Below are 22,880 nucleotides of genomic sequence, written 5' to 3' on the forward strand. Positions count from 1 at the left end.
TCAGACAGAGCCGCCCGGTTCTCTGCGGTCGCCAGTCCCTCGGTCTCGAACCGGCCCATCTGCGACGTGGATGCGGCCTGCGCATCGACGGCACGGCCACCGACAACCTGGCGCATCACGGGATCGAGCGCGAGACGGTCGGCGTCATTGACGTCCCCGTATCCTGCCAACCGGCCGTAGACCGATTGCCGAAACAGCCCGTCGAGCCGGTGGATCGTGTTTTTGCCACGGCGATTATCGCACAGGGCAGCAGACGCCAGATTGGACAGACCGAGCGCGTCATCAAGCTCGCGCATCACCAGAAGGCCGCCATCCGAACTGAGCTGAGCGCCCCGGAATTCCAGCCGCACGCGAGGGTCAAAATCCACACGATCTGCCCGCTGCAAGCCCGCACCCTCTGGGTGATCCATGAAACACATCCTCCGCAGCAACCAACGCCATGATATATATAGAAAATATCACGTTCAAGACAGCGAAATCAGAGATCCACTTGGGGAATGCGGGAGTAATTCATTTATTCTATCGTTCAAATGAAATGCAACGAGCAGTCCCCGATGAGATGCCATTCGATGACAAGGTCTCCTGTCGCGGTTACCAGATCAAGCGCTTTCCGCCCTGAGCGGTGTCTGCGGGCGCGCAAAGGCCTGTATCTGGGCGGATCGGGCCACGAACCCGCATCTCCTGGCTTGGCAGCGACGTTTCTCAGCGAAGCTGGCAAACCTTCCGATCTGGTTTCTTGACAGACAATCATGCCGCACCCGGAACGCATTGCAACAACAGTCTGTGTCCCGTGGTACGCTTGAGGCCAGACGTTGTTCATCCCGACAAGGCAAAGCCCGTACGGGATGAGCCAGTTGCACAGATGATCGCAACACTGGCCTTCGCGAGGAGCGCGCGGCAAGGGGTGGTTTATTTGCGCTGGCTCCGCGACACGCAAATCAAGCCCCGGTGTTATGCAGCGCGCACGGCTGCGGGGGCCACGGCTGTCTGTCGTGACGGGCTGACGACTCTCTTCTGACACCGGATGGCCGAGCGGGCTTGAAACATTGCGCCACGCAGCTGTGAGTTGTGTGTGTGTCGGACCCGTGACAGGAAGTCCGCGCCACATAAGAAAGATCGCGACATGACAGCCTTGCCGCCCTCTCCGCCCCGTGCCGCTGATATCCTGGCCGAGCGACTCTATGACGAAGGGTGCCGTCTGGCCTTTGGTATGCCCGGTGGTGAAGTGTTGACCCTTGTGGATGCGTTGGAACGGGCGGGCATCCGATTTGTCCTGTGCAAGCATGAAAACGCGGCGGCCTTCATGGCCGAAGGGGCGTGGCATCGCACCGGCGCGCCGGGTATTCTTGTCGCAACGGTCGGACCCGGGGCGTTGAACGGTGTGAATGCCGTTGCGAATGCCCATCAGGATCGCGTGCCGATGATCGTGTTGTCGGGGTGTGTCGATGCGGACGAGGCCCAAACCTATACCCATCAGGTGCTGGATCAGAGCCAGGTATTTGCACCGATCACCAAAGCGACATTCACGTTGAGTACCGGCGCAGCGTCCGTCATCGCCGACAAGGCCGTGACCATCGCCACCGAAGGTCGGCCCGGCCCCGTTCATATCGACGTGCCGATTACCGTTGCCGATACGCCCATGGCTCCCGGTATTCCGACGCGGCGCGCGCCTGCCGTGCCTGTGATCCCTGCCCCGGCTGTTCTGGCCGAGATGCGCGCACATTTGGCGGCCGCAGAACGTCCGGTGCTGATCGTGGGTGTCGACGCGCTGAACCAGGGTTTCGATACGCGCCACATGGACATGTCCGAACGACTGCGGGCCTTTGTCGAGGCTTTCCACGTGCCCGTTATCACCACCTACAAGGCGAAGGGCCTGTTGCCAGAGGACCACGTGATGGCCTTGGGCGGCGCGGGTCTTTCGCCCAAGGCGGATGCGATCCTTCTGCCGCTTGTGCAACGGGCGGATCTGATTATCGGGCTGGGCTACGACCCGATCGAGATGCGCACCGGATGGCGGGATTTCTATTTCCCCGGCATCCAGACGATGATCGACATCACGGCGGCGCCGAACCATCATTACATGCATCAGGCCACCGTTAACGTGATCGGGGATTGCGCCGCCACGCTGGCCGCGTTGTCAGAAGGCGTGACACCGCGCAAGACCTGGACGGGTGGCGAGGTTCAAGCCGCCAAATCCGCCCTCGCCGCTGCGTTCCCACGCGATGATACGTGGGGGCCTGCCGCCGTGATCGATGTCTGCCGCAGCACCCTGCCCCGCGACACGTTGGCGACCGCTGACAGCGGTGCGCACCGGATCCTGCTCAGCCAGATGTGGGAATGCTACGCGCCGCGCGGGTTGATGCAGTCGTCGGCGCTGTGCACCATGGGTTGCGCGATACCGCTGGCCATGGGAGCGCAGATCGTGGAGCCGGAAAGAACTGTCGTCAGCTTTTCCGGTGATGCAGGTTTCCTGATGGTGGCGGGCGAGTTGTCCACCGCCGCGGAACTGAAATTGAAGACGATCTTTGTGGTTTTTGTAGATGCATCCCTGTCCCTGATCGAACTCAAGCAACGACAGCGGCAATTGAACAATGCGGGCGTTGATTTTGCCCGGCACGACTTTGCCGCGATGGGCCGTGCCTTTGGCGGCACAGGTCATACGGTGAGCTCGCGCGAAGAGCTGGAAGCAGCGCTGACGGTCGCCCAATCCGCCGAGACCTTCACGGTGATCGCAGCCGTGATCGAACGCGGTGCTTATGACGGGCGCATATGATCGCGCTCGGCACGTGACCATCGATGCCGCAACGGCCCATCTGGTCAAGCCACGTCCTTGGCTTTAAGGCACAGCGGATAGCCCTGAAACGAACGCCACCTACACGGCAGATGGGTGTGTTTGCAATACGATCCGCCACGGGAGAAGAGACATGACACCCACGCCCATGGCCCTTGATGGCCTTTACGTTCTCGACCTCAGCCGCATTCTGGCGGGCCCCACCGCCACGCAATTGCTGGGCGATCTCGGCGCGACCGTGATCAAGGTCGAAAACCCCAAGACAGACGGTGACGACACGCGCGGTTGGGGGCCGAACTATGTTCAGGGCGCGGATGGCACACCCACCGACCTGTCGGCCTATTTCATGTCGGCCAACCGCAACAAACAGTCTATCGCCGTCGATATTTCCACACCCGAAGGGCAGGACATCATCCGGCAATTGGCCGCGCGCGCCGATGTGGTGATTGAGAATTACAAACCCGGCGGGCTGGAAAAATACGGGCTGGACCACGCGACATTGTGCGCCGCCCATCCCGGGCTCGTCTATTGCTCGATCTCCGGCTACGGCCAGACGGGGCCAAACCGGGAACAGCCCGGCTATGACCTGATGGCGCAGGGCTATGGCGGGATCATGTCGCTGACCGGCGCACCGGACGGGCCGCCGATGAAAGTCGGCGTGGGAATCGCCGACGTGATGTGCGGCATGTACGCGACCATCGGCATTCTGGCCGCGTTGCGCCACCGCGACGCCACGGGCGCGGGCCAGCACATCGATCTGGCGCTTGTCGATGCCCAGATGGCATGGCTGATCAACGAAGGCTGCAATTTCCTGACCAGTGGCGAGGTCCCTGCGCGGCGCGGCAATGCCCACCCCAACATCGTGCCATACGACGCTTTTGCGGCCTCGGATGGGCATGTGCTGATTGCCGTTGGCAACGATGCGCAATTTGTTCGGTTTTGTGACGTCATCGGGGCGCAAGAGCTTGGGGCCGACCCCGCCTACAGCACGAACCTCAAGCGGATCGAAAACCGCGTCAGTCTGACGGACGCGCTCGCCCCCATTCTGGCCGCGTTGACCAAGGACGACATCCTTGCCCGCCTACGCGCGGCCAAGGTCCCCGGAGGACCGATCCAGAATGTGCAAGAAGCTTTGACGTCTGATCAGGCGCAAGCCCGTGGCACCGTCGTTACCGTTCCGCGCGCGGATGTCGCCGAGGGTGCAGTGCATTTGCTCGCGAATCCGCTCAAGTTTTCCGCCACGCCCGTGCAATACCGCCGCCCGCCGCCGCGGTTCGGGCAGGACACTGCAGAGGTTCTTGCAACATTGCAGCCGCAAGGCCCGCAAGACACAGACACATAAGTCGCGCTTTGGCTGATTTTCGCCAAAAACGGCCCTTTCCGCTCACGAATTGATCACGCAAACCCCATATGAGCTTCACGCTTGCGTGTGACGAGCGGCGAACCCATGTCAGTGGGTTCGAGATGCGGTAGACAGATACCCAACATGCTCTTCGCGAGGTAAAGCGCCCATGATGCACGATATTTGCAACGCTCCGGTCAGTCTGAACGACACGAAACTGGTCTCGGAATGGAATGGCATGATCCGTGCATTTCTCGCCCATGGGACGGCAACCCCGACACATTTGGGGGCTGTGCTGGAAGGCGCGCCGGACTTTGCGATGGGCTATGCGACCAAGGGCCTCTTTTCGCTGATGATGGGTCGCAAGGAGCTCAACGGAGTGGCCCGCGAAGCGGGGCAAGCGGCGGTGGCCGCACTGGCTGTTTCTGGCGGCAGCACCCGCGAGCGGCTTTGGGTCCGCGCCCTTGGGGAATGGCTGGACGGCCGCCCCTCGGGTGCGATTGCCGCGATGGAACGCGTTTTGGCCGACCACCCGACCGACACGCTGAGCGCCAAGGTCAGCCACGCGATCCGCTTCATTCTGGGTGACGGCGTCGGTATGCGCGCCTCCATCGAGAATGTGCTGGACGCACATAAGGACCACCCGCTGGAAGGCTATGCGCTGGGGTGCCACGCTTTCACGCTCGAAGAAACAGGTGAATATGACAAGGCCGAGGCGACGGGTCTGCGCGGGCTCGAGCTTTCGGGCGATGATGCCTGGGGTCTGCATGCGGTGGCCCACGTCTATGACATGACGGCGCGTCCCGATCGCGGCATCGGACTGATCGAAAACAACTGTTCGGCCTGGGATCACTGCAACAACTTCCGCTACCACGTGTGGTGGCACAAGGCGTTGCTGCATATGGATCGCGAAGAGCTGGACATCGCTCTGGCCCTCTATGATCAACAGATCCGCGCGGACAAGACCGACGACTACCGCGATATCGCCAACGCCACGTCTCTTCTGATGCGGCTTGAGCTTGAGGGGATGGCGGTCGGGGACCGCTGGGAAGAGCTGGCCGACTTTGCACAAGGCCGCACCGACGACGGTTGTGTGGTCTTTGCCGACCTGCATTACATGATGGCGCTGGCGGCGGCGGGCCGCGCCGATGCGATGGACCAGATGACGGCCCGTTTCGCGATGGATGCCCGCAGGCAGGGTGAAATGCCCACGCGCTTTGCGGATCCGGGCAAGGCGGCGCTGGGGGGGCTCAATGCATTCGCGGAAGGGCGCTACGGCATTGCCTTCGCCAATCTGGTCGCCGCCCGCCCCACCATGCAAACCATCGGCGGCAGCCACGCCCAGCGCGATGTGTTCGAACGGATCACAGTTGATGCGGGCCTGCGCGCAGGCCAGTTTGACGCCGTGGAAGCCCTGCTGGAAGACCGCATTGCGCAGCGTGCCGGTGCCGTCGACGGTTTTGCCGCCAAACGCCTGCACAGTATCGCCGATGCACGGCGTATTCCCGCGCAATAACGCATCGGCCATGACATGCTTCATAAAGAAGAATAGAGACCGGCCATGACCTACGCCGATCCCACACAAGCCGCTGCCTCGCTGAGGGCACCTGCGCCGATTGCGCCCGCCCGGGTGCGCGATATCCGTCTCGATTTCTTTCGCGGCATCGCGATGTTCATCATCCTGATCGCCCATACGCCCGGCAATTTTCTGACGTCGTGGATCCCCGCGCGCTGGGGGTTTTCGGATGCGACGGAGATCTTCGTGTTCTGCTCTGGGATGGCCAGCGCCATCGCCTTTGGCCGGACCTTTGACTCCGCAGGCTGGCGCATGGGCACGGCCCGCGTCACCTTTCGGGTGTGGCAGGTCTATTGGGCGCATGTGGGCCTGTTTTTCGCCACACTTGCGCTGGTGTCGTTCCTGACCAGCCTCGATATCGAGGGCGCGCGCAACTATGTGGGTCAACTCAACCTCTGGCGCTTTTATGCCGAGGTGGACACAGGCACGGTGAGCGACCTGATCGTGCGGTTCATGACCCTGCGCTACGTGCCGAACTATTTTGACATTTTGCCAATGTATATGGTGGTTTTGGTGATGATGCCGGTGGTCATGGCACTGGCGCGGATCAACCTGTGGCTGGTCTTTGCCTTTATGGCGGTGACGTGGATCTTTGGGCAAACCGCATTGGTGCAAACCCTCGGCGTGCCGCATCTGGAGCTGCCTGCCGATCCGTCCTCGGATCGCACATGGTTCTTCAATCCATTTGGCTGGCAACTGATCTTTTTCACCGGCTTTGCCTTTATGCGCGGCTGGCTCCCCAAACCACCAGTGACGCCCCTGCTGATCAGCGTCGCGCTGGTGATCGTGCTGGCCAACGTCCCGCTGAGCAATATCGGGGTGCGCGAGTTTGGCTTTGACTGGGCGCGCGACTGGCGCGGTGAGAACGAGGCGTGGATCACCAAATCCGACTTCGGCATCCTGCGCTATGTACATTTTCTGGCGCTGGCCTACCTGATGTGGGTGCTGGCGGGCGACAAGGGCGACCGCATACGTGCGGGCGACAGCTTCCTTGGCCGTCTTTGGGGACAGGTGCTTCAGATCATTCTGAAAGTAGGCCAGCAGTCCCTCGCGGTCTTTGTCATGTCGATGTTCACTGCCCGCATCATGGGATTTGCCATGGATGTCATGGGCCGCGACACCGGCACAGTTTTGCTGGTGAACTTTTTCGGCGCTTGTGTGTTGATATGCACCGCTTATGTAGCGGGTTGGTTCAAATCGAACCCTTGGAAAAAGGTAACATCCTGATGCTGCGTCGTGAATTCCTCGCCTCTCTTGCCGCTTTGGCCGCGGCACCGCGCATGTCGCTGGCGCAGGAACCTGGCGTGCAACTGGGGGGCGGCACCGCTTTCAGCCCTTCGGATGTGGTCAACATGGCCCGCGAGATGGCAACCCATGCCTACCAGCCCCGCCCGTTGATCCCCGAGGCATGGCGCGAACTGACCTATGACCAGTACCGCAAGATCTGGTTTGACAGCCGCAATGCGCTCTGGGAAGGCTCAGACGCGAGCCAGCGCGTCGACGTCTTTCCGCCCGGTCTCTACTTTCCCCAGGCGATCAAGACCTATGTGGTCGAAGATGACACCGCGCGCCCGCTGCTGTTCGACATGGGTGTTTTCGACACCACCGACAAATTCCCCGATGTACCGATTGATGACACACTGGGCTATTCCGGCCTGCGCTTGCGCGCGGAACTGCGCCAGCCCGGCATATTCGAGGAATACGCGGTCTTTCAGGGCGCAAGCTATTTTCGGGGCATCGGCACCGACGATATCTATGGCCTCTCGGCACGCGGCCTTGCGCTGAAGACCGGCGACCCGATGGGCGAGGAGTTCCCCGATTTCATCGCTTTCTGGCTGGAACGACCCGAAGCCGGGGTGACCACAATCGTGCTGCACGCCCTGCTCGACAGTGAAAGCTGCACCGGTGCCTACCGTTTCGAGATCACCCATGGCCAACCCCTGACCATGCAAGTCGAGGCCGAGATTTTCGCCCGCACCGATCTGACCCATGTGGGCATCGCGCCGCTGACCTCCATGTTTCTCTTTGACGACATGGACCGGCAACGCTTCGACGATTTCCGCCCCGCCGTGCACGACAATGATGGCCTCTTGATTCATAATGGCGGGGGCGAGGTGATCTGGCGGCCGCTGGCAAACCCGGTCACCTTGCAGATCAGCGCCTTTGGCGACATGGATCCGCGCGGCTTTGGCCTGATGCAGCGGTCGCGCGACTTTGACGATTTCAATGATCTTGAGGCCCTCTACCACCGCCGTCCCGGTCTCTGGGTCACACCCGGCGAAGGCTGGGGACAGGGCAGTGTCCATCTGGTGGAAATTCCCGCGGATCTGGAAATCTATGACAACATCGTGGCCTATTGGCGCCCTGCCGCCACCATCGCCGCAGGCACATCGCACCGGATGAGCTATCGCCTCGATTGGGGGCAGGACCCGGCGCCGCATGACGGCATGCCCTTGCGGGTGCTCAATACCGCTGCGGGCGGGCGGCCCGAGGGTGGGCGCATCTTTACCATTGATTTCGAAAACGCCTCGCACGTGCCCGATGACCTCAGCCGCGTGGACCGCCTGGTGCGCTCCAGTACGGGCGAAGTGACCGAAGGCATCATCCAGCGCAATCCGGAAACAGGCGGGCCGCGCCTTGCCTTTACCTTTATGCCGGGAGAAGCCGACTGGGCCGAGTTCCGTGCGCAATTGCGTCTTGATGGCGCGCCGCTCAGCGAAGTGTGGTTGTACCGGTGGACAAAATCGTAACCGCGCTGCCCCCTGCGGATATGCCGCCGCGCGCACCGCTCGCCATGCCAGAGCAGGACTTCGCGCGCGCGCCGTTTATCACGCAACCCGCCCTAGCGCGTCGCCATCCCTTGTGGCGGTTCGCCGTTTTTGTCCCTGCACTGTTGGCCACAGCCCTGATGCTGTGGGGGCTCCACGGCCTCTTTGCCTCCAGTGGCATGACCTGGCTGGAATATGTGCTGCTCGCGTTGATCGGCGCCACATTCGTCTGGGTCACGCTGGCCGTGTCCACGGCACTCGTGGGACTGGCCGGGCGGTTTGATCGCCCCGAAACCTTGCCCGCCGGCCAGCCGATCAGCGTGGCATTGCTGGTGCCCATTTACAACGAAGTGCCTTGGGACGTGTTTGGCAATGCAGCCGCGATGCTGAAGGATCTGGCACGTCAAAATGGCGGGCACGACTATACGCTTTTTGTGCTCAGCGACACGCAAGACGCCGATATCGCCCATCAGGAATGGCGTGCCTTTGTGGCCTTGCGCGACACAGCCCCTGACGGCATGCATCTGCACTATCGCCGCCGGAGCCGGAATACCGACAAGAAAGTCGGCAATCTGGTCGAATGGATCACGGGTTGGGGCGCCGCCTATGAGGCGATGGTCGTGCTGGACGCAGACAGCCTGATGACGGGGCGTGCCATTGCGCGCCTGTCCACGGAACTGGCCGCCGATCCGCAAGCGGGTCTGATCCAGAGCTTTCCTCAACTGATCGGGGCCGACACCGTATTCGCCCGCATGCAGCAGTTTTCCAACGTGGCCTATGGCTGGCTCTTGGCCGAAGGGTTGGCGCATTGGTCGCGCGATGAGGGCAACTACTGGGGTCACAACGCGATCATCCGCACGCAGGCTTTTGCCTCTGCCGCCGGGCTGCCCCATTTGCGCGGGATATTGGGCGGTGATGATCTGATCCTCAGCCATGACTTTGTCGAGGCGTCCTTGCTGCGCCGCGCGGGTTGGCGCGTGCGTTTTCTGCCTCGAGTCTCGGGCAGTTTCGAGGAAACGCCCGGCACCCTGATCGACTACGTGCTGCGCGACCAGCGCTGGTGCCGGGGCAACCTGCAACACCTGCGCCTGCTGACCACGCGCGGGCTGCACCCTGTCAGCCGCTTTCACCTGTTTCAGGGCGCGGCAGCCTATCTCATGTCGCCCGCTTGGTTCGTGCTGCTGGTCTTCTGGACGCTGCTGGGCCGCGATGCGGACACCAACGTGATCACCTATTTCAACGAGGCCAACCCGCTCTTTCCAAACTGGCCCCCCGCCATGACACATCTGGACAGCGCGATCTTTCTGCTCGTCATGTATGCCATGCTGCTGACGCCCAAACTGACCAGTGCTGCTATCATCGGCACCAATCGCAAGGCCGTGCGCCTGTTCGGCGGACGCCGCGCCTTTGGCAGTGCTGTACTCTTTGAAGTTGCGCTCTCGGTGGCCTATGCGCCGATCATGATGATCCAGCAAACGCGGGCCGTGCTGCGTAGCCTGCTGGGCCGCAACTCTGGCTGGGTTCCGCAACAGCGCAATGCGCAGGCCTATCCGCTCCGTGTTCTGGTCAAATTCCATTTGGTCGAAACAGTGACCGGCTTTCTTTTGCTGGCCGGGCTGATGGCTGGGCTGGTATCGTGGTGGTTGCTGCCGATCATGGCGAGCCTTGTGCTTGCCGTCCCCTTGTCCGCCCTCAGCGCGGTGAACCTGAAAACGCTCGCACCAGCCCTCTTGCGACTGGACAGCCCGTTGACGCTGCGCGAGCCGAGCATCCTGGCCAGTGCCCGCGCCGCACGTGCTGAACTGCGCATCCAGATCGCGCCGCCGAACATCGTGGCCGAGTGACGGATTTCACCGGTCCGCCTGCCACGGCGCGCAACATCCATGGGCAGAACGATGTGTCGCAGGAGTACGGGGTTCGTCCTGACAGGACTTTTTGCTAGAAGCGCGCAAGTGTGGCTCGCCACCTCTCAAAAAGGTCTTCCCATGACGCCTTCGTCCTCTCCACGCCTCACCGACAGTCCGGACTGGCTGTATCTCCTGCGCGAATTCGATGCGCTCTATCGCTATGGATCGGCGGGAGGCAGCCCCGCGATCCGGGCGCACCGCAAGAAAGTGCGCGATCGGTTGTCCGCGGCGATGACGCGAAACCCCGAACTGACCGAGCGCGAAAGCGCCGCGAAACCAGTCACGGCGCATCTGCCGCGCGCCCTCGATCTGGGCGAACGTGCAGCGATGCAGGGCATGGCAAGGGCGTTGCGCGAAGTTCGGAATGTGCTGACATGGGAATACGGCTACGAGCGTATTTCCAAAAGCCTCAGCCAGAAATACGCTTATTGCGAAGTCCTTGGGCCGAAAGGCCCTGTCCCGTGCGAAGACCTGATCCTGGGCTTCGTGCTGTTTGCGCCGCATACCACCTATCCCCAGCACAGCCACAAGGAGATCGAGGAAAGCTATATTTCGATTTCCGGCGCGTGGTCGGAAAACAATGCAGCTGTCTTCGCGCCCGGATCGCTGATCCTCAATCGGTCAGGCGATGAGCACCGGATCACCACCGGAGATCGCGACCCCTGCCTTCTGGCCTATGCCTGGACGGGCCCAAAAGAGCGGCTCATGCAGCCCAACATGAAGCTGACCGGCACGCGCAAGGCCAGTCCCGCCAAAGGGGGCGCATAGGCTGGAGCAAACGGCTTTGGTCCGCAACGCGCTTGCCTGTCGGCAAAACAGCTTAAAGGGCAACCCGCGTGGCCAGCCCTTTTTCCTCCGCGACCCGCGCCGCGACGGAGGCAACGGCCAGATCCTGCAAGCCAACGCCGGTGCCGTCGAAAAGCGTGATCTCGTCATCACTGCTGCGCCCGGCATGGGTGCCATTGATCACGTCCCCAATCGGGGTGATATCGCCTTCGGTGATCAGGCCATCGGCAATGGCGTGCTGCGCCTCACCGATGGTGATGGATTGCGCGATCTCGTCGGCAAATACGGTCGCGCGGGCAAAAAGGGCCTTATCCACTTCCATCTTGCCCTTGGTGTCGGTGCCCATGCAGGCAATGTGCGTGCCGGGCTTGATCCAGTCCGCCATCATCAACGGCTCGAAAGCGGATGTGATGGTGATGATGACATCTGCCTGCGCGCCCAGCGCCTCTTGGCTCACTGCCTCGAATTCAAGGCCCAGTTCTTCGGCCACCGCGCCCAGTTTGGGCAGCATGTCAGGATGCGGGTTCCACGCGACCACCTTTTTGAAAGCGCGCTGTTCGGCAGCGGCACGCAGTTGGAAGGTCGACTGGTGCCCCGCACCCACCATCCCCAAGACGCGTGCATCCTTGCGCGCCAGATGCGCAATCGACACCGAAGAGGACGCCGCCGTGCGCACAGCCGTCAGATAGTTGCCGCCCACCAGCGCCTGCAACTGGCCAGTGTCAGGGTTAAACAGAAAAATGGTCGACTGGTGGTTGGTCAGCCCCTTTTCCATGTTACCGGGCCAGAAGCCGCCCGACTTGACGCCCAGCGCCTTGCCCGCCCGATCAAACCCGGACTTGAACCCATAGAGCGCGTCAGCATAGCCAATCGCCTCGCGGATGACCGGAAAATTATAGGCGTCGCCCCGCGCCATTGCCCCGAACACCGCCTCAACCGCGTCAAAAGAATCGCTGCGGCTGACGACCTGCGCACAGACCTCTTCACTGATAATGAGAAGCCCTGCATTTTCGGGTGTTGGCGATGAGGTCATGCGATCGTTCCTTGTGAATTCTATGAAAGGGGGTGTGCCAGTGAACACCACCAGCACACCCCGATGTGCCCCGTTTACAGGGGTTTGGTCTCAGTAGGCCTTGCCGCGCGCAGACACGGGCCAGATGCTTTCAACCTTGCCGCCCCGCACACCCACGTACCAGTCATGCACGTTGCAGGTCGGATCGCAGTGGCCGGGCACCAGCTTCAGCTTGTCGTTGACCTTGAGCACCCCGTCCGGGTCGGCGACGACGCCATGCTCATCGGAGCATTTGACATATTCCACATCGGTGCGGCCAAAGATCGTGGGCAGACCGCTATCGACCGATTGCGCCTTGAGCCCTGCATCGACGATGGCCTTGTCGGCCTTGGCGTGGCTCATCACCGAGGTCAGGATAAACAGCGCGTTTTGCCATTCACCCTGATCGATCCGGTTGCCGTCCTTGTCGAGGATACGACCGTAATCGGCATCCATGAAAGCATAAGACCCGCACTGCAATTCGTTGAACACGCCAGAGGCACTCTCGAAATAGTAGGACCCCGTACCGCCACCGCCGACGATATCGCTCTCGATCCCTTCGGCCTTGAGCATGTCCAGCGTGTCGGACACCTGCTGGATCGCGATAGAGGTCTTGGCCTTGCGGTCCTCATAGGAGTCCATGTGCTGCATCGCGCCCTGATAGGCCTGAATGCCTGCGTATTTCAGACCCGGTGCGGCGTCGATCGCCTTGGCCAGATCAACGACCGGCTGACCAAACTGTACGCCGCAACGGCCCGCGCCCACGTCGATCTCGACCAGACATTCGATCTGGGTGCCATGCTTGACTGCCGCCGCCGACAGATCCGCCACGTTGTTGACGTCATCCACACAGCAGATGGTCCGCGCGCCCAGCTTGGGCATCCGCGCAAGGCGGTCGATCTTTTCGGGCTGTGTCACCTGATTGCTGACCAGCACATCCTTGATACCGCCACGGGCAAAAACCTCAGCCTCGGATACCTTCTGGCAGCACACGCCAACCGACCCGCCCAGCTTTTCCTGCAGCAGGGCCACGTCAACGGACTTGTGCATCTTGCCATGGACCCGGTGGCGCATGCCGTGGGATTTGGCAAAATCACCCATCTTCTTGATGTTGCGTTCCAGCGCATCCAGATCCAGCACCAGGCAGGGCGTGGCAATGTCGGCCTCGTCCATGCCGATGGAGGCCGGAATATCATAACCGACTTCGAAATCCTCGAGTTTCACTTGTGTGTTCATAGCGTCTCTCCTTAACCCTTGATCCAAGGGAGTTTGTCCAAATCCACATTGCCGCCCGTAACGATGACCCCGACGCGCTTTCCTGCAAAGACATCCGGGTTCTTGAGGATGACGGCCAGCGGTACGGCACAGCTGGGTTCCATCACGATCTTCATGCGCTGCCAGGTCAGCTTCATCGCGTCGATGATTTCCTGCTCGCTGGCGGTCAGCACGTCTTCGACGAAGTGTGACACGAAATGCCAGGTGTTTTCCTTGAGCGGAACCTTGAGGCCATCCGCCACAGTCACCGGCGCGTCATCCGCAATGATGTGACCCGCCTTGAACGACCGCATCGCATCATCGGCCTGTTCCGGCTCGGCGGCGTAAATCTTGATATGCGGTGCGAGGTTCGACAGCGTCAGGCAGGTGCCGGAAATCATACCACCTCCTCCGATGGGAGCCACGATGCAATCCAGATCCTTGACCGCCTCGATCAGTTCCAGCGAACAGGTGCCCTGCCCTGCGATCACGCGCGCGTCGTTGTAGGGATGCACAAACTCAGCCCCCGTCGCGGCCTGCACTTCGGCAAAGACCGCCTCGCGCGACGTGGTCGATGGCTCGCATTCGGTGATGATGCCTCCATAGCCTTTGACCGCATCCTTTTTGGCCTGCGGGGCCGTGCGTGGCATGACCACGTGGCATGGAATGCCCCGCCGACCCGCCGCATAAGACAGCGACAACGCGTGATTGCCTGATGAATGCGTCGCGACGCCATTCTTGGCCTGTTCATCGGTCAGGCCAAAGACCGCATTCGATGCGCCGCGGACCTTGAACGCTCCGGCCTTCTGGAAGTTCTCGCATTTGAAGAACAGTTCCGCCCCCGACAGGTTGTCGAGATAGGTCGAGGTCAGCACGGGTGTGTTGTGAATATAGGGCTTGATCCGCGCGTGGGCGGCGCGCACATCCTCGATCGTCAGATCCTGCCCCGTGGTGGTGATGTCCAGCATTATGGTCGGCTCCTTTACGCTGCGGCGCTTTTGATCGCTGCGGGGCGGCTGTTGCGAAGGTAGTCCTGGGCCGCTGTAACGCCACTGCCCAACGCAACCGGATAGTTCAGATCGGCCATGCCCATCTCGACCGTGGCAAGGCCAGACAGCACCATCGTGTCGGTCAGGCTGCCCAGGTGGCCGATGCGGAAGGCTTTGCCGTTCATCTCGCCCAAACCCACGCCAAAGGACACGCCATAAGCTTCAAAAACATGATCTGTCAGCGTATTGCTGTCAAAACCTTCGGGCACATAGATCGCACTTACCGTATCGGAATAGAGCTCCGGCGACTGTGCTACAAGGCTCAGCCCCCAGCCATCGACCGCGCGGCGCACCGCTTCGGCCAGCCGGAAGTGGCGGGCATAAACGTTTTCCAGCCCTTCTTCAAACAGCATCTTGAGGCTCTCACGCATGCCGTAGATCAGTTGCAGAGGCGGCGTGTACGGGAAGCCGCCTGACGCGTTCGCCTTCATCATATCGCGAAAATCAAAGAACGTACGGTGCAGTTTGGCCGTCTCCATCGCGGCCAGCGCCTTTGGGCTGACCCCAAGGATTGCCATGCCTGTCGCCAGCATGAACCCTTTTTGCGAGCCGGACACTGCGATATCAACGCCCCAGTCATCCATACGAAAATCCATGGAGCCAAGTGAACTCACGCAATCCACAAAAAGCATGGCCGGGTGGCTGGATGCATTCATGGCGGCGCGCACGGCCGCGACATCTGACTTCACGCCCGTGGCGGTTTCATTGTGCGTGACAAGAACCGCCTTGATCTTGTGGGCCTTGTCGGCACTCAGGGCGGCTTCGAATTTGTCGGCAGGAGCACCGCTGCCCCAAGCACATTCGATGATCTGCACATCGAGCCCATGGCGCTGGCACAGGTCGATCCAGCGATGGCTGAACATGCCGTAACGCGCCACAAGAACCGTATCGCCGGGGCTGAGCGTGTTGCAGACCGCCGCTTCCCAGCCGCCTGTACCGCTGGATGGAAAGGTGATGACGGTGCTGTCCTTGGTGGCGAACACCTTTTTGGTGTCCTCCAATACGGGTGCGAATGTCTCGACAAAATCCGGCGCGCGGTGATCGCGGGTCTGGACCTGCATGGCGAGCCTCAACCGATCAGGGATATTGGTCGGGCCGGGTATGAATACCGGGTTTTGATCTGACATGATGCATCCTCCTGCTTACTTTGGCGAGCATAGAGGGAGTGGATCGCGATGCAATTTTTTCGTAAAATATTTTCCAGAGTTGCCAATTAAAAGTAATGCACTGTTATCAATGGGGTTTTGATTTATCGGAATTCTGATCGGTTATTGGGTTCAAAATTTTTTTTCGCATTCCGCCCCAGATTGGCATAGGAGTCCGGTATGGATCAAACCCCTGAAAAACCCGCCAAACGCAAGCGTGGCAGGCCCAAGTCCCAATTCAACGAGGCGCCTGCCGAGACCCTGCAATCTGTCGAAAGAGCGCTGATCGTGCTCAAGGCCGTCGCCCAGCTTGAGCGGACGACCCTGTCGGACTTGTCGCTGTCTCTCGGTGTCCCCACGGCGACGGCGCACCGGGTGCTCAACACGCTGCAGAAACACGACTTTGTTGCCTTTGATGAAGATACGCAGGATTGGATGATCGGGTTGGAAGCCTACCGCACCGGCACCGCTTTTCTCAATCAGAGCAACCTGACGCAGATTGGCCACAAGGTCATGCGCAGCCTGATGAAATCTACCGAAGAAACTGCGAACCTCGCCGTTCATGACCAATTCGAGGTGGTCTTTATCGGCCAGGTCGAAACACACAACCCGATCCGCGCGTTCTTTCCACCCGGGTCCCGTTCGTCAATGCATGCCTCGGGTGCCGGCAAGGCCATTCTGTCCGCCCTTCCCGAAGATCAGGTGCGCAAGATGGTCGAGCGCGCAGGGTTGGAACGCTTTACAGAACATACCCTGACCGAGCCGGGGCCCTTCTTCGATGAGTTGGGGGTGATCCATGACCGAGGCTGGTCCTTTGATCGGGAGGAACGGTATCTGGGAATGTCCTGCATCGGCTCCGCGATCTTTGACCGCAACGGCCACCCCATCGCGGCGGTGTCGATTTCGGGGCCCAGCACGCGGTTCTCAGACGACAAGGTGGCGGAATTTGGGGACGCTGTGGCACAAGCCGCCTCGGAAATTACCCGCCAAACCGGTGGACGTGCGCTCAGCGTTTGACCGCTTTTTGCAAGGTGCCATCGAAGTGCACGCTTCTGGTGGCCATGACGCAGGCGCGGCTTGCCTACGCTAGGGCCGCTGTCTATCACTGCATGCGACGTCGCTATGGCATAGCCCGCAAAGGAGAGCCCATTGCCGATTCGAAACTGGTTTGCTGAGCGGTCTGCACCTGCCGGACTGTTTTATGGCACACACCGCACATCTGAAATCATCGCGTTCAAACCGCCTGCCTTTGGCGCGAACGCGGCCTGTGAGTGTAACGATCACATCATCTCGATTGGCTGTTCCTCGCGTGTGACCTTGGCCGAGCAAAGGCTGGCCGTCGCATGAGTACAATTCTCAAATCATCGGTCGAGACCTGTCATTGGGGGTTTTTCGATGCCGCTCACCCTGCTGCACTGACCATAGACAGTGGCCAGGAGATCACTATCGAAACCATCTCCGGCGCACCGCGCAATTTGCCTGGTCCCGGCTATCACGTGCCGCCCGAACTGCTGGAACTACATGCCACAGGTGTCCCGGCCATGCCCGGCCACATCCTGACAGGACCCGTTGCGATCAACGGCGCTGTGGCAGGTGACGTGTTACAGGTCGACATTCTGGATGTCTCCCTGCGCCAGGACTGGGGGTACAACCTGATCCGCCCCCTTGCCGGGACATTGCCCTATGACTTTACCGAGGCGCACCACACCATCATACCACTGGATGCGGCGCGCGGCATTGCGACGATGCCATGGGGGCTGGAACTGCCCCTCGCACCGTTCTTTGGCGTGATGGGCGTGGCGCCGCCGCCAGCCTGGGGCCGCATATCGACCATCGAGCCGCGCAAACATGGCGGCAATATCGACAACAAGGAATTGGTGTCGGGCACGACGCTCTTTCTACCGGTCTTTGCGGATGGCGCGTTGTTTTCCTGTGGCGATGGTCACGGCGCGCAAGGCGATGGAGAGGTTTGCGTGACGGCGATTGAAACCGCCCTGAGGGGTACGTTCCGGCTGACCGTGCGCAAGGATCTGGACCTGACCTACCCGCAGGCCGAAACGCCAACGCATTACATCACGATGGGCATGGATCCCGATCTTGATCGCTGCGCCGAGATGGCGCTGCGGGACATGATCACGCTGGTGTCCGGGCGCGCGGGCATCAGCCGCGCCGACGCCTATATGCTGTGCAGTCTTGCAGGCAATCTGCGGATCACCCAGACCGTGAATCGTGAAAAGGGGGTTCATATGATGATGGCCAAGGACCTGATCGATCCGAAGTGATCAGCATGATCCGGGGCTGCATCGCTGCCCCGGACCTTACCAAAACTCAAGCACCGGTATCGCGCACATCCAGCGCATCGCGCAGCCCGTCGCCCACGAAGTTGATCGACAGCACCACCAGCATGATCGCGAGACCGGGGTACACCCCAAGCCACCACGCCTGGCTGATAAAGCTGCGTCCATCGGCCAGAATAAGACCCCATGTGGGCGTATTCGGACCGACGCCAAGCCCCAGAAACGACAGCGACGCCTCGCCCAGAATGGCATAGGACACGCTGACCGTGGCCTGCACGATGATCGGGGCCAGCGCATTGGGCAGGATATGGCGGAACATGATCCGCGCGTCCGAGAACCCCTGAACGCGGGCGGCATCAACAAACTGCTCCTCTTTGAGCGTCAACACCATGGACCGCGCGATGCGGGCAAAATCATCGAGGAAGGCCAGCGCAATCGCCACAATGACGTTCAACAGTCCGGTGCCGAAAACCGCCACCAAGTAGACCGCGATGATAAAGTTCGGGAACGCCCATTGCAGGTCGATATAGCGCATGATGATGTTGTCGATCCAACCGCCATAATAACCCGCCACCACGCCCAGAGTGACCCCGGCCACCAGCGCCAGCGCCACCGTCGATATGCCCACGAACAGCGAGATTTGTGTACCCCAGATGATGCGCGACAACAGATCACGGCCCAGATCATCGGTCCCAAGCCAGTGTTCGCCCGACGGACGACCCATCATGTCCAGCGTCATCTCGTTGGGATCAAAGGGCGCGATCAGCGGCGCGAATACCGCGGCCAGGACGAAGAATCCCAGAATGAACAGCCCCACCTGTGCCTTGCGGTCGCGTGCAAAGGCGCTGCGCAGCCGGGACTTGGGCGGCGCCATGTCCGGGACATCAAGAACCTGTTCCTGTGCAGATATGTCCGACATCATGAATACCGTATTCTTGGGTCGATCACCGCATAGAGCAGATCAACCGCGAGGTTGGACAAGACAAAAAAGGCCGACACCACCAGTACCGCCCCCTGCACCACCGGGTAATCCCGGTTCTGGATGCCTTGGATCAACACCCGGCCCAGTCCTTTGATGGCAAAGACGTTCTCGACCACCACGGCCCCCGAGATCAGCAGCGCAAAGGCGATCCCGATCACCGTCACCACAGGGATCAATGCATTCGGGAAAGCATGCCGCAGCATCTGCACCCGAACGGTCAAACCTTTGGAGGCCGCCGTGCGCATGTAATCGGCCTGCATGACTTCGAGCATGGAAGATCGGATCATGCGTGCGATGATCGCCGAAAACCCGGTGCCGATGGCGATGGACGGCAGAATGAGGTGACTGAACCACGGCCAGAAGCCGGCTGACAGCGGCTCGTAGCCGATTGCCGGCAGCCATTGCAGGTTGGCGGCAAAAACGATGATCAACAGGATTGCCAGCCAGAAATCCGGCATCGACAGGCCGAGGAAGGCGAAGAGCGAAACGGCGTTGTCGGTGGCCGAATTCTTGCGCGTGGCTGACAGGATGCCCGCCGGGATGGCAATCACCAACGCAATCACAAAGGACAGGAAGGCCAGCGACAGGGTCCGCGGCAACGCCTCGAGGATAATTGTCGTGACCGGCTGGTTGTTGCCATAGATCGACGCGCCCAGATCGCCTTGCAGCATGTTGGTGAACCATTTCCAGAACTGCACGATCAGCGGCTGATCCAGACCCAGCTTGCGGATCATCGCCTCGCGCGCTTCGGGGCTGCCGGAATCGGCAAGCATCGCGGCAATCGGATCACCCGGCACCAGCCGGATCATGAAAAAGACCAGCGTAGCCACGGCGAGCATCACCAGAGCAGAGCCGACCAGTCGTCTGAGAATATATGAAGCCATATGGGGTTGGACAGGCCCGCAAGGGCCCGCCCGCCTTTCTGTGAGTTACGCCAGCGAAATGCGGTCAAGCTCGTGCAGACCGGGGATGCGCGCGTCTTCGGGCACGATCACCGATGTGCTGTGCACAAGGACGTCCACGGGGTGATAGAGGAACCCGCAGGCCACCTTGTTCGAGGTGATGGCATTGGCTTTTTGCACCAGTTCGCGCCGGGCTGCCGGATCGGCCGTGACCGATTGGGCCTCAACGGCGGTATCGCTTTCCGCTTCGCTCCAGAACCCGAAGGGCATGGCGTCCTTGTCGCGATCCGGACCATTGAACTTGGACGCGGTTTGCATCCAGTCCACCAGACCATCATCAGGATCATAGTCACCGCCAGAGCCGCCCAGACGCAGATCGAAGTCCATCTTGTTGAACTCTTCGATCCCGATGGAGAAATCCTTGGGATCGACAAGCACAGTGATGCCCAGGACCTGTTTGAGGATGTTGGCCACGACCTGACCATCCCGCTTGGTGTTGGGAGTGGTTTGCAGCTTGAGTTCCGGGAACCCTGCGCCACCGGGATACCCTGCTTCGGCCATCAGCGCCTTGGCTCCTTCAGGATCAAACGCCTGCTCGGACGCGGTCGCAAGGGCATCGTCAAAGAAATAGCCCATCGCCGGGTTGATCGTGCCATGCGCTGGCACCCCGTACCCAAAGCGGCCCTGCTGGACAAACAGATCACGGTCCAGCGCCTTGGCAATGGCAAGGCGGACCATAAATCCCTTTTCTTTCTTCAACTCTTCGACCGGCTTGTCGAAGTCAGTGACCAGCATCGCCTCGTGCCAGGGGTTGATCCAGATCGACTGGAAGCCTGGGCCGGGTTTGATGTCAACGACAAGGTCGGGGTTGGACTCGAACCGGCTGACCAATTGGGTTGGCACCGGGTTGCCGCCGACATATTGGATGTCACCCGCTTCGATGGCAGCCGCCAGTGGTTCGACGCCGTCCACGGGTTGGATCGTGATCTTGTCGATCTTGGGGCGTTCCGGGTCGTAATAATCCGCGAATTTCTCCAGAACGACACCTTGGCCCAGCACGTGCTCCGTCACTTGGTACGGGCCTGTGCCAATGGGCGTAAGACCGTATTGCGCGAGGCCCAGTGCTTCCAACCCGCCGCGTGACACGATGGTCATGGCCCGGCCCGATGACCGCTCCAGCGCTTTGGTCAGGAACGACGCCTGCGGCTGTTTCAGAACGAACTTCACTTCGAAGTCATTCAGTTTTTGCAATTCTGCCACGTTGCCGATCACCCGGCTGTGGCGGGATTGTTCCGGGTCGCTGGAGCGGTTGAAGGTAAACTCCACATCATCGGCATTGAACGCGTCGCCATTATGAAAAGTCACGCCTTCGCGCAGTTTGATGGTGTATTCCAACCCGTCTTCGCTGACTTCCCAGCTTTCGGCCAGATCGCCCTGCGCCACCAGATTATTATCGATATGCATCAAACCGCCGTAGATGTTGGACGCGATCTGGAATTGGAGCACTTGACCGATTTGCGCAGGATCGAGGGTTACGATTTCTCCGACACCGGCCCAGGCGCAGTTCAGCTCGCCGCCTGCGTGGGCCGCAGCCATGGCTTTCGTGGGGCGCAAACCGGGCAGGACCTGCGCCATCGTCAACGCGCCACCGGCGGCCAGCAAACGCAGGGTGGTCCGGCGGCTCATCTTGTTACCGCGCATATCGTCCTTGCTCAGACCAAAGAGCGGGTCACGCGCATCATAGTCATAGGCGTCACGCAACTCGCTTTCAGCGCGTTTGATAAGATCTTTGTCGTCCATGGTACTCTCCTGTCGTGGTTTGGTTTCTTAGTTGGTTTGGGGTGGGGATGCGGCATGACAGGCCGCAGAATGGCCGGGCGTCAGAATATCGAGCGATGGTTCAACCGTGCGGCACACCTCCATCGCAATCGGGCAGCGCGGATGGAAAACACAGCCCTTGGGCGGATCAAGCGGGCTTGGCACTTCGCCTTTCAGCGCCACATGCTCGCGCCCCGCTTCCGCCAGCGGATCGGGGTTCGGCACCGCATCGATCAGCGCACGGGTGTAAGGGTGTTGCGGGTTGTCGAACAACTCTTCGGAGGTCGCCGTTTCCATCACCCGGCCCAGATACATCACGGCCACCCGATCACAGAGGTGACGGACAATGGACAAATCATGGCCAATAAACAGATAGGTCAGGTTCAGGCGCACCCGCAGGTCTTCGAGCAGGTTGATAATCTGCGCCTGAATGGAGACATCAAGCGCCGACACGGCCTCGTCACAGACAATCAGGTCTGGCTCGATCGACAGCGCACGGGCGATGCCCACGCGCTGACGCTGGCCGCCGGACATCTGGTGCGGATAAAGGTCCGCAAACCGGTCCGACAGCCCGCAGAGCCCCAAAAGCTCGATTACCCGCGCGTTCACGTTCCCGCTGTACTGATGCACTTTCAGCACTTCGGCGATGATGGCACCGGCTTTCATGCGGGGATTCAGGGATGAAAACGGGTCCTGAAATACGGCTGCCACGCGTTTTCGGTAAGGCGCGAGTGCTGCCCCTTTGAGTTCGGTGATGTTTTGCCCGTCAAACCAGATTGCCCCTTCGGTGGCGTTGACCAGTCGCAGCACGGTGCGCGCTAACGTGGTCTTGCCGCATCCGGATTCGCCCACAAGCCCGAACGCCTCGCCCCTGTTCAGCGACAGGCTGACATTTTCAACCGCTTTCACCTCGGCGACCTGCCGTTGCAGCAAGCCCTTCCTGACCGGAAAATGCACGGAGACGCCTTCGATGCGCAAGAACGGCTGGGCCATCACGAGGCCTCCCGGGTTTCGGTGTTGAGCGGGAAGTGGCAGGCCGATTGTCCGTCGAATGCAGGTACGACCGACTTGCAGACATCCTGCGCATAGGGACAGCGCGGGTGAAAGCGGCAGCCGCTGATGCGCGCAAACGGGTCGGCCGGATTTCCCATGATCGGGCGCAGCGGCTCTGAGCGGCTTTGATCCAGCCGCGGGACGGAGTTGAGCAGTCCT

At 60.8% G+C, this 22,880-nt stretch carries 20 protein-coding genes; 10 read left to right on the forward strand and 10 right to left on the reverse strand.

The genetic code is table 11. The annotated features are described in order from the left end of the window. The coding region (locus LC354_RS18655; RefSeq protein WP_223426709.1) for a transposase at positions 1 to 410 on the reverse strand (410 nt) is incomplete at its 3' end. Between the two features lie 713 nt (positions 411 to 1,123). On the opposite strand from LC354_RS18655, the gene LC354_RS18660 reads away from it, so the two are divergent. The 7 genes from LC354_RS18660 (at position 1,124) to LC354_RS18690 (ending at position 11,152) form a co-directional block, all read left to right on the forward strand. After that, positions 1,124 to 2,773 carry a thiamine pyrophosphate-binding protein gene (locus LC354_RS18660; RefSeq protein WP_223426711.1) on the forward strand — a complete coding sequence of 550 codons (1,650 nt, stop codon included), beginning with the start codon at positions 1,124 to 1,126 and terminating at the stop codon, positions 2,771 to 2,773. Positions 2,774 to 2,924: 151 nt separating this feature from the next. After that, complete coding sequence (locus LC354_RS18665) at positions 2,925 to 4,133, forward strand: CaiB/BaiF CoA transferase family protein (protein WP_223426712.1); 1,209 nt, start codon at positions 2,925 to 2,927, stop codon at positions 4,131 to 4,133. 169 nt (positions 4,134 to 4,302) lie between these two features. Further along, entirely contained in the window at positions 4,303 to 5,649 is a 1,347-nt protein-coding gene (locus LC354_RS18670; protein WP_223426714.1) for a tetratricopeptide repeat protein, read from the forward strand. A 45-nt stretch (positions 5,650 to 5,694) separates the two neighbouring features. Continuing rightward, a complete protein-coding gene (locus LC354_RS18675; protein ID WP_223426715.1) occupies positions 5,695 to 6,936 on the forward strand; it encodes an OpgC family protein in 1,242 nt (413 codons plus the stop codon). Next, positions 6,936 to 8,459: a glucan biosynthesis protein gene (locus LC354_RS18680; RefSeq protein WP_223426717.1), complete on the forward strand. Its 1,524-nt coding sequence runs from the start codon at positions 6,936 to 6,938 to the stop codon at positions 8,457 to 8,459. Before LC354_RS18675 ends, LC354_RS18680 begins: the two co-directional genes overlap by 1 nt. Further along, positions 8,444 to 10,321: a glucans biosynthesis glucosyltransferase MdoH gene (gene mdoH / locus LC354_RS18685; protein WP_223426719.1), complete on the forward strand. Its 1,878-nt coding sequence runs from the start codon at positions 8,444 to 8,446 to the stop codon at positions 10,319 to 10,321. Before LC354_RS18680 ends, mdoH begins: the two co-directional genes overlap by 16 nt. Before the next feature lie 141 nt (positions 10,322 to 10,462). Beyond that, positions 10,463 to 11,152, forward strand: a complete 690-nt coding sequence (locus LC354_RS18690; protein WP_223426721.1) for a dimethylsulfonioproprionate lyase family protein — start codon at positions 10,463 to 10,465, stop codon at positions 11,150 to 11,152. 52 nt (positions 11,153 to 11,204) lie between these two features. On the opposite strand, the gene bhcD is transcribed toward LC354_RS18690, so the two are convergent. From bhcD to bhcA, 4 genes are all read right to left on the reverse strand, one after another. Next, entirely contained in the window at positions 11,205 to 12,203 is a 999-nt protein-coding gene (gene bhcD, locus LC354_RS18695; RefSeq protein ID WP_223426723.1) for an iminosuccinate reductase BhcD, read from the reverse strand. Between the two features lie 90 nt (positions 12,204 to 12,293). After that, a complete protein-coding gene (bhcC, locus tag LC354_RS18700; RefSeq protein WP_223426725.1) occupies positions 12,294 to 13,457 on the reverse strand; it encodes a 3-hydroxy-D-aspartate aldolase BhcC in 1,164 nt (387 codons plus the stop codon). Between the two features lie 11 nt (positions 13,458 to 13,468). Beyond that, positions 13,469 to 14,443, reverse strand: a complete 975-nt coding sequence (bhcB, locus tag LC354_RS18705) for a beta-hydroxyaspartate dehydratase BhcB (protein WP_223426726.1) — start codon at positions 14,441 to 14,443, stop codon at positions 13,469 to 13,471. A gap of 14 nt (positions 14,444 to 14,457) precedes the next feature. Next, complete coding sequence (gene bhcA / locus LC354_RS18710; RefSeq protein ID WP_223426728.1) at positions 14,458 to 15,651, reverse strand: L-aspartate--glyoxylate aminotransferase BhcA; 1,194 nt, start codon at positions 15,649 to 15,651, stop codon at positions 14,458 to 14,460. 198 nt (positions 15,652 to 15,849) lie between these two features. On the opposite strand from bhcA, the gene LC354_RS18715 reads away from it, so the two are divergent. The 3 genes from LC354_RS18715 to LC354_RS18725 all read left to right on the forward strand — a co-directional run bounded on the left by LC354_RS18715 (position 15,850) and on the right by LC354_RS18725 (position 17,951). After that, a complete protein-coding gene (locus LC354_RS18715) occupies positions 15,850 to 16,686 on the forward strand; it encodes an IclR family transcriptional regulator (RefSeq protein ID WP_223426730.1) in 837 nt (278 codons plus the stop codon). A gap of 132 nt (positions 16,687 to 16,818) precedes the next feature. Beyond that, positions 16,819 to 17,016, forward strand: coding sequence for a hypothetical protein (locus LC354_RS18720; protein WP_223426732.1), 198 nt, complete (start codon positions 16,819 to 16,821; stop codon positions 17,014 to 17,016). Further along, positions 17,013 to 17,951: an acetamidase/formamidase family protein gene (locus tag LC354_RS18725; protein ID WP_223426733.1), complete on the forward strand. Its 939-nt coding sequence runs from the start codon at positions 17,013 to 17,015 to the stop codon at positions 17,949 to 17,951. Before LC354_RS18720 ends, LC354_RS18725 begins: the two co-directional genes overlap by 4 nt. A 46-nt stretch (positions 17,952 to 17,997) precedes the next feature. Here the strand turns inward: LC354_RS18725 and LC354_RS18730 are convergent, their stop codons facing one another. The 5 genes from LC354_RS18730 to LC354_RS18750 form a co-directional block, all read right to left on the reverse strand. Next, positions 17,998 to 18,888 carry an ABC transporter permease gene (locus tag LC354_RS18730; protein ID WP_223426735.1) on the reverse strand — a complete coding sequence of 297 codons (891 nt, stop codon included), beginning with the start codon at positions 18,886 to 18,888 and terminating at the stop codon, positions 17,998 to 18,000. Beyond that, positions 18,885 to 19,832, reverse strand: coding sequence for an ABC transporter permease (locus tag LC354_RS18735; RefSeq protein WP_223426737.1), 948 nt, complete (start codon positions 19,830 to 19,832; stop codon positions 18,885 to 18,887). The genes LC354_RS18730 and LC354_RS18735 overlap by 4 nt, the downstream gene beginning before the upstream one ends. 45 nt (positions 19,833 to 19,877) lie before the next feature. Next, a complete protein-coding gene (locus LC354_RS18740; RefSeq protein WP_223426738.1) occupies positions 19,878 to 21,650 on the reverse strand; it encodes an ABC transporter substrate-binding protein in 1,773 nt (590 codons plus the stop codon). Between the two features lie 27 nt (positions 21,651 to 21,677). After that, positions 21,678 to 22,661, reverse strand: coding sequence for an ABC transporter ATP-binding protein (locus LC354_RS18745; protein WP_223426740.1), 984 nt, complete (start codon positions 22,659 to 22,661; stop codon positions 21,678 to 21,680). Beyond that, a partial coding sequence (locus LC354_RS18750; RefSeq protein ID WP_399203902.1) for an oligopeptide/dipeptide ABC transporter ATP-binding protein occupies positions 22,661 to 22,880 on the reverse strand: 220 nt, incomplete at its 5' end. The genes LC354_RS18745 and LC354_RS18750, both read right to left, overlap by 1 nt.

It is taken from the genome of Tateyamaria pelophila (genome assembly GCF_019966495.1).
Taxonomy (GTDB): Bacteria; Pseudomonadota; Alphaproteobacteria; order Rhodobacterales; family Rhodobacteraceae; genus Tateyamaria; species Tateyamaria pelophila.

What these genes read in the sequence shown, in the direction of transcription:
- LC354_RS18660 (WP_223426711.1), top strand. Translation starts at nt 1,124, where the DNA reads ATGACAGCCTTGCCGCCCTCTCCGCCCCGTGCCGCTGATATCCTGGCC.
- LC354_RS18665 (WP_223426712.1), top strand. Translation starts at nt 2,925, where the DNA reads ATGACACCCACGCCCATGGCCCTTGATGGCCTTTACGTTCTCGACCTC.
- LC354_RS18670 (WP_223426714.1), top strand. Translation starts at nt 4,303, where the DNA reads ATGATGCACGATATTTGCAACGCTCCGGTCAGTCTGAACGACACGAAA.
- LC354_RS18675 (WP_223426715.1), top strand. Translation starts at nt 5,695, where the DNA reads ATGACCTACGCCGATCCCACACAAGCCGCTGCCTCGCTGAGGGCACCT.
- LC354_RS18680 (WP_223426717.1), top strand. Translation starts at nt 6,936, where the DNA reads ATGCTGCGTCGTGAATTCCTCGCCTCTCTTGCCGCTTTGGCCGCGGCA.
- LC354_RS18690 (WP_223426721.1), top strand. Translation starts at nt 10,463, where the DNA reads ATGACGCCTTCGTCCTCTCCACGCCTCACCGACAGTCCGGACTGGCTG.
- bhcD (WP_223426723.1), bottom strand. Translation starts at nt 12,203, where the DNA reads ATGACCTCATCGCCAACACCCGAAAATGCAGGGCTTCTCATTATCAGT.
- bhcC (WP_223426725.1), bottom strand. Translation starts at nt 13,457, where the DNA reads ATGAACACACAAGTGAAACTCGAGGATTTCGAAGTCGGTTATGATATT.
- bhcB (WP_223426726.1), bottom strand. Translation starts at nt 14,443, where the DNA reads ATGCTGGACATCACCACCACGGGGCAGGATCTGACGATCGAGGATGTG.
- bhcA (WP_223426728.1), bottom strand. Translation starts at nt 15,651, where the DNA reads ATGTCAGATCAAAACCCGGTATTCATACCCGGCCCGACCAATATCCCT.
- LC354_RS18715 (WP_223426730.1), top strand. Translation starts at nt 15,850, where the DNA reads ATGGATCAAACCCCTGAAAAACCCGCCAAACGCAAGCGTGGCAGGCCC.
- LC354_RS18725 (WP_223426733.1), top strand. Translation starts at nt 17,013, where the DNA reads ATGAGTACAATTCTCAAATCATCGGTCGAGACCTGTCATTGGGGGTTT.
- LC354_RS18730 (WP_223426735.1), bottom strand. Translation starts at nt 18,888, where the DNA reads ATGATGTCGGACATATCTGCACAGGAACAGGTTCTTGATGTCCCGGAC.
- LC354_RS18735 (WP_223426737.1), bottom strand. Translation starts at nt 19,832, where the DNA reads ATGGCTTCATATATTCTCAGACGACTGGTCGGCTCTGCTCTGGTGATG.
- LC354_RS18740 (WP_223426738.1), bottom strand. Translation starts at nt 21,650, where the DNA reads ATGGACGACAAAGATCTTATCAAACGCGCTGAAAGCGAGTTGCGTGAC.
- LC354_RS18745 (WP_223426740.1), bottom strand. Translation starts at nt 22,661, where the DNA reads ATGGCCCAGCCGTTCTTGCGCATCGAAGGCGTCTCCGTGCATTTTCCG.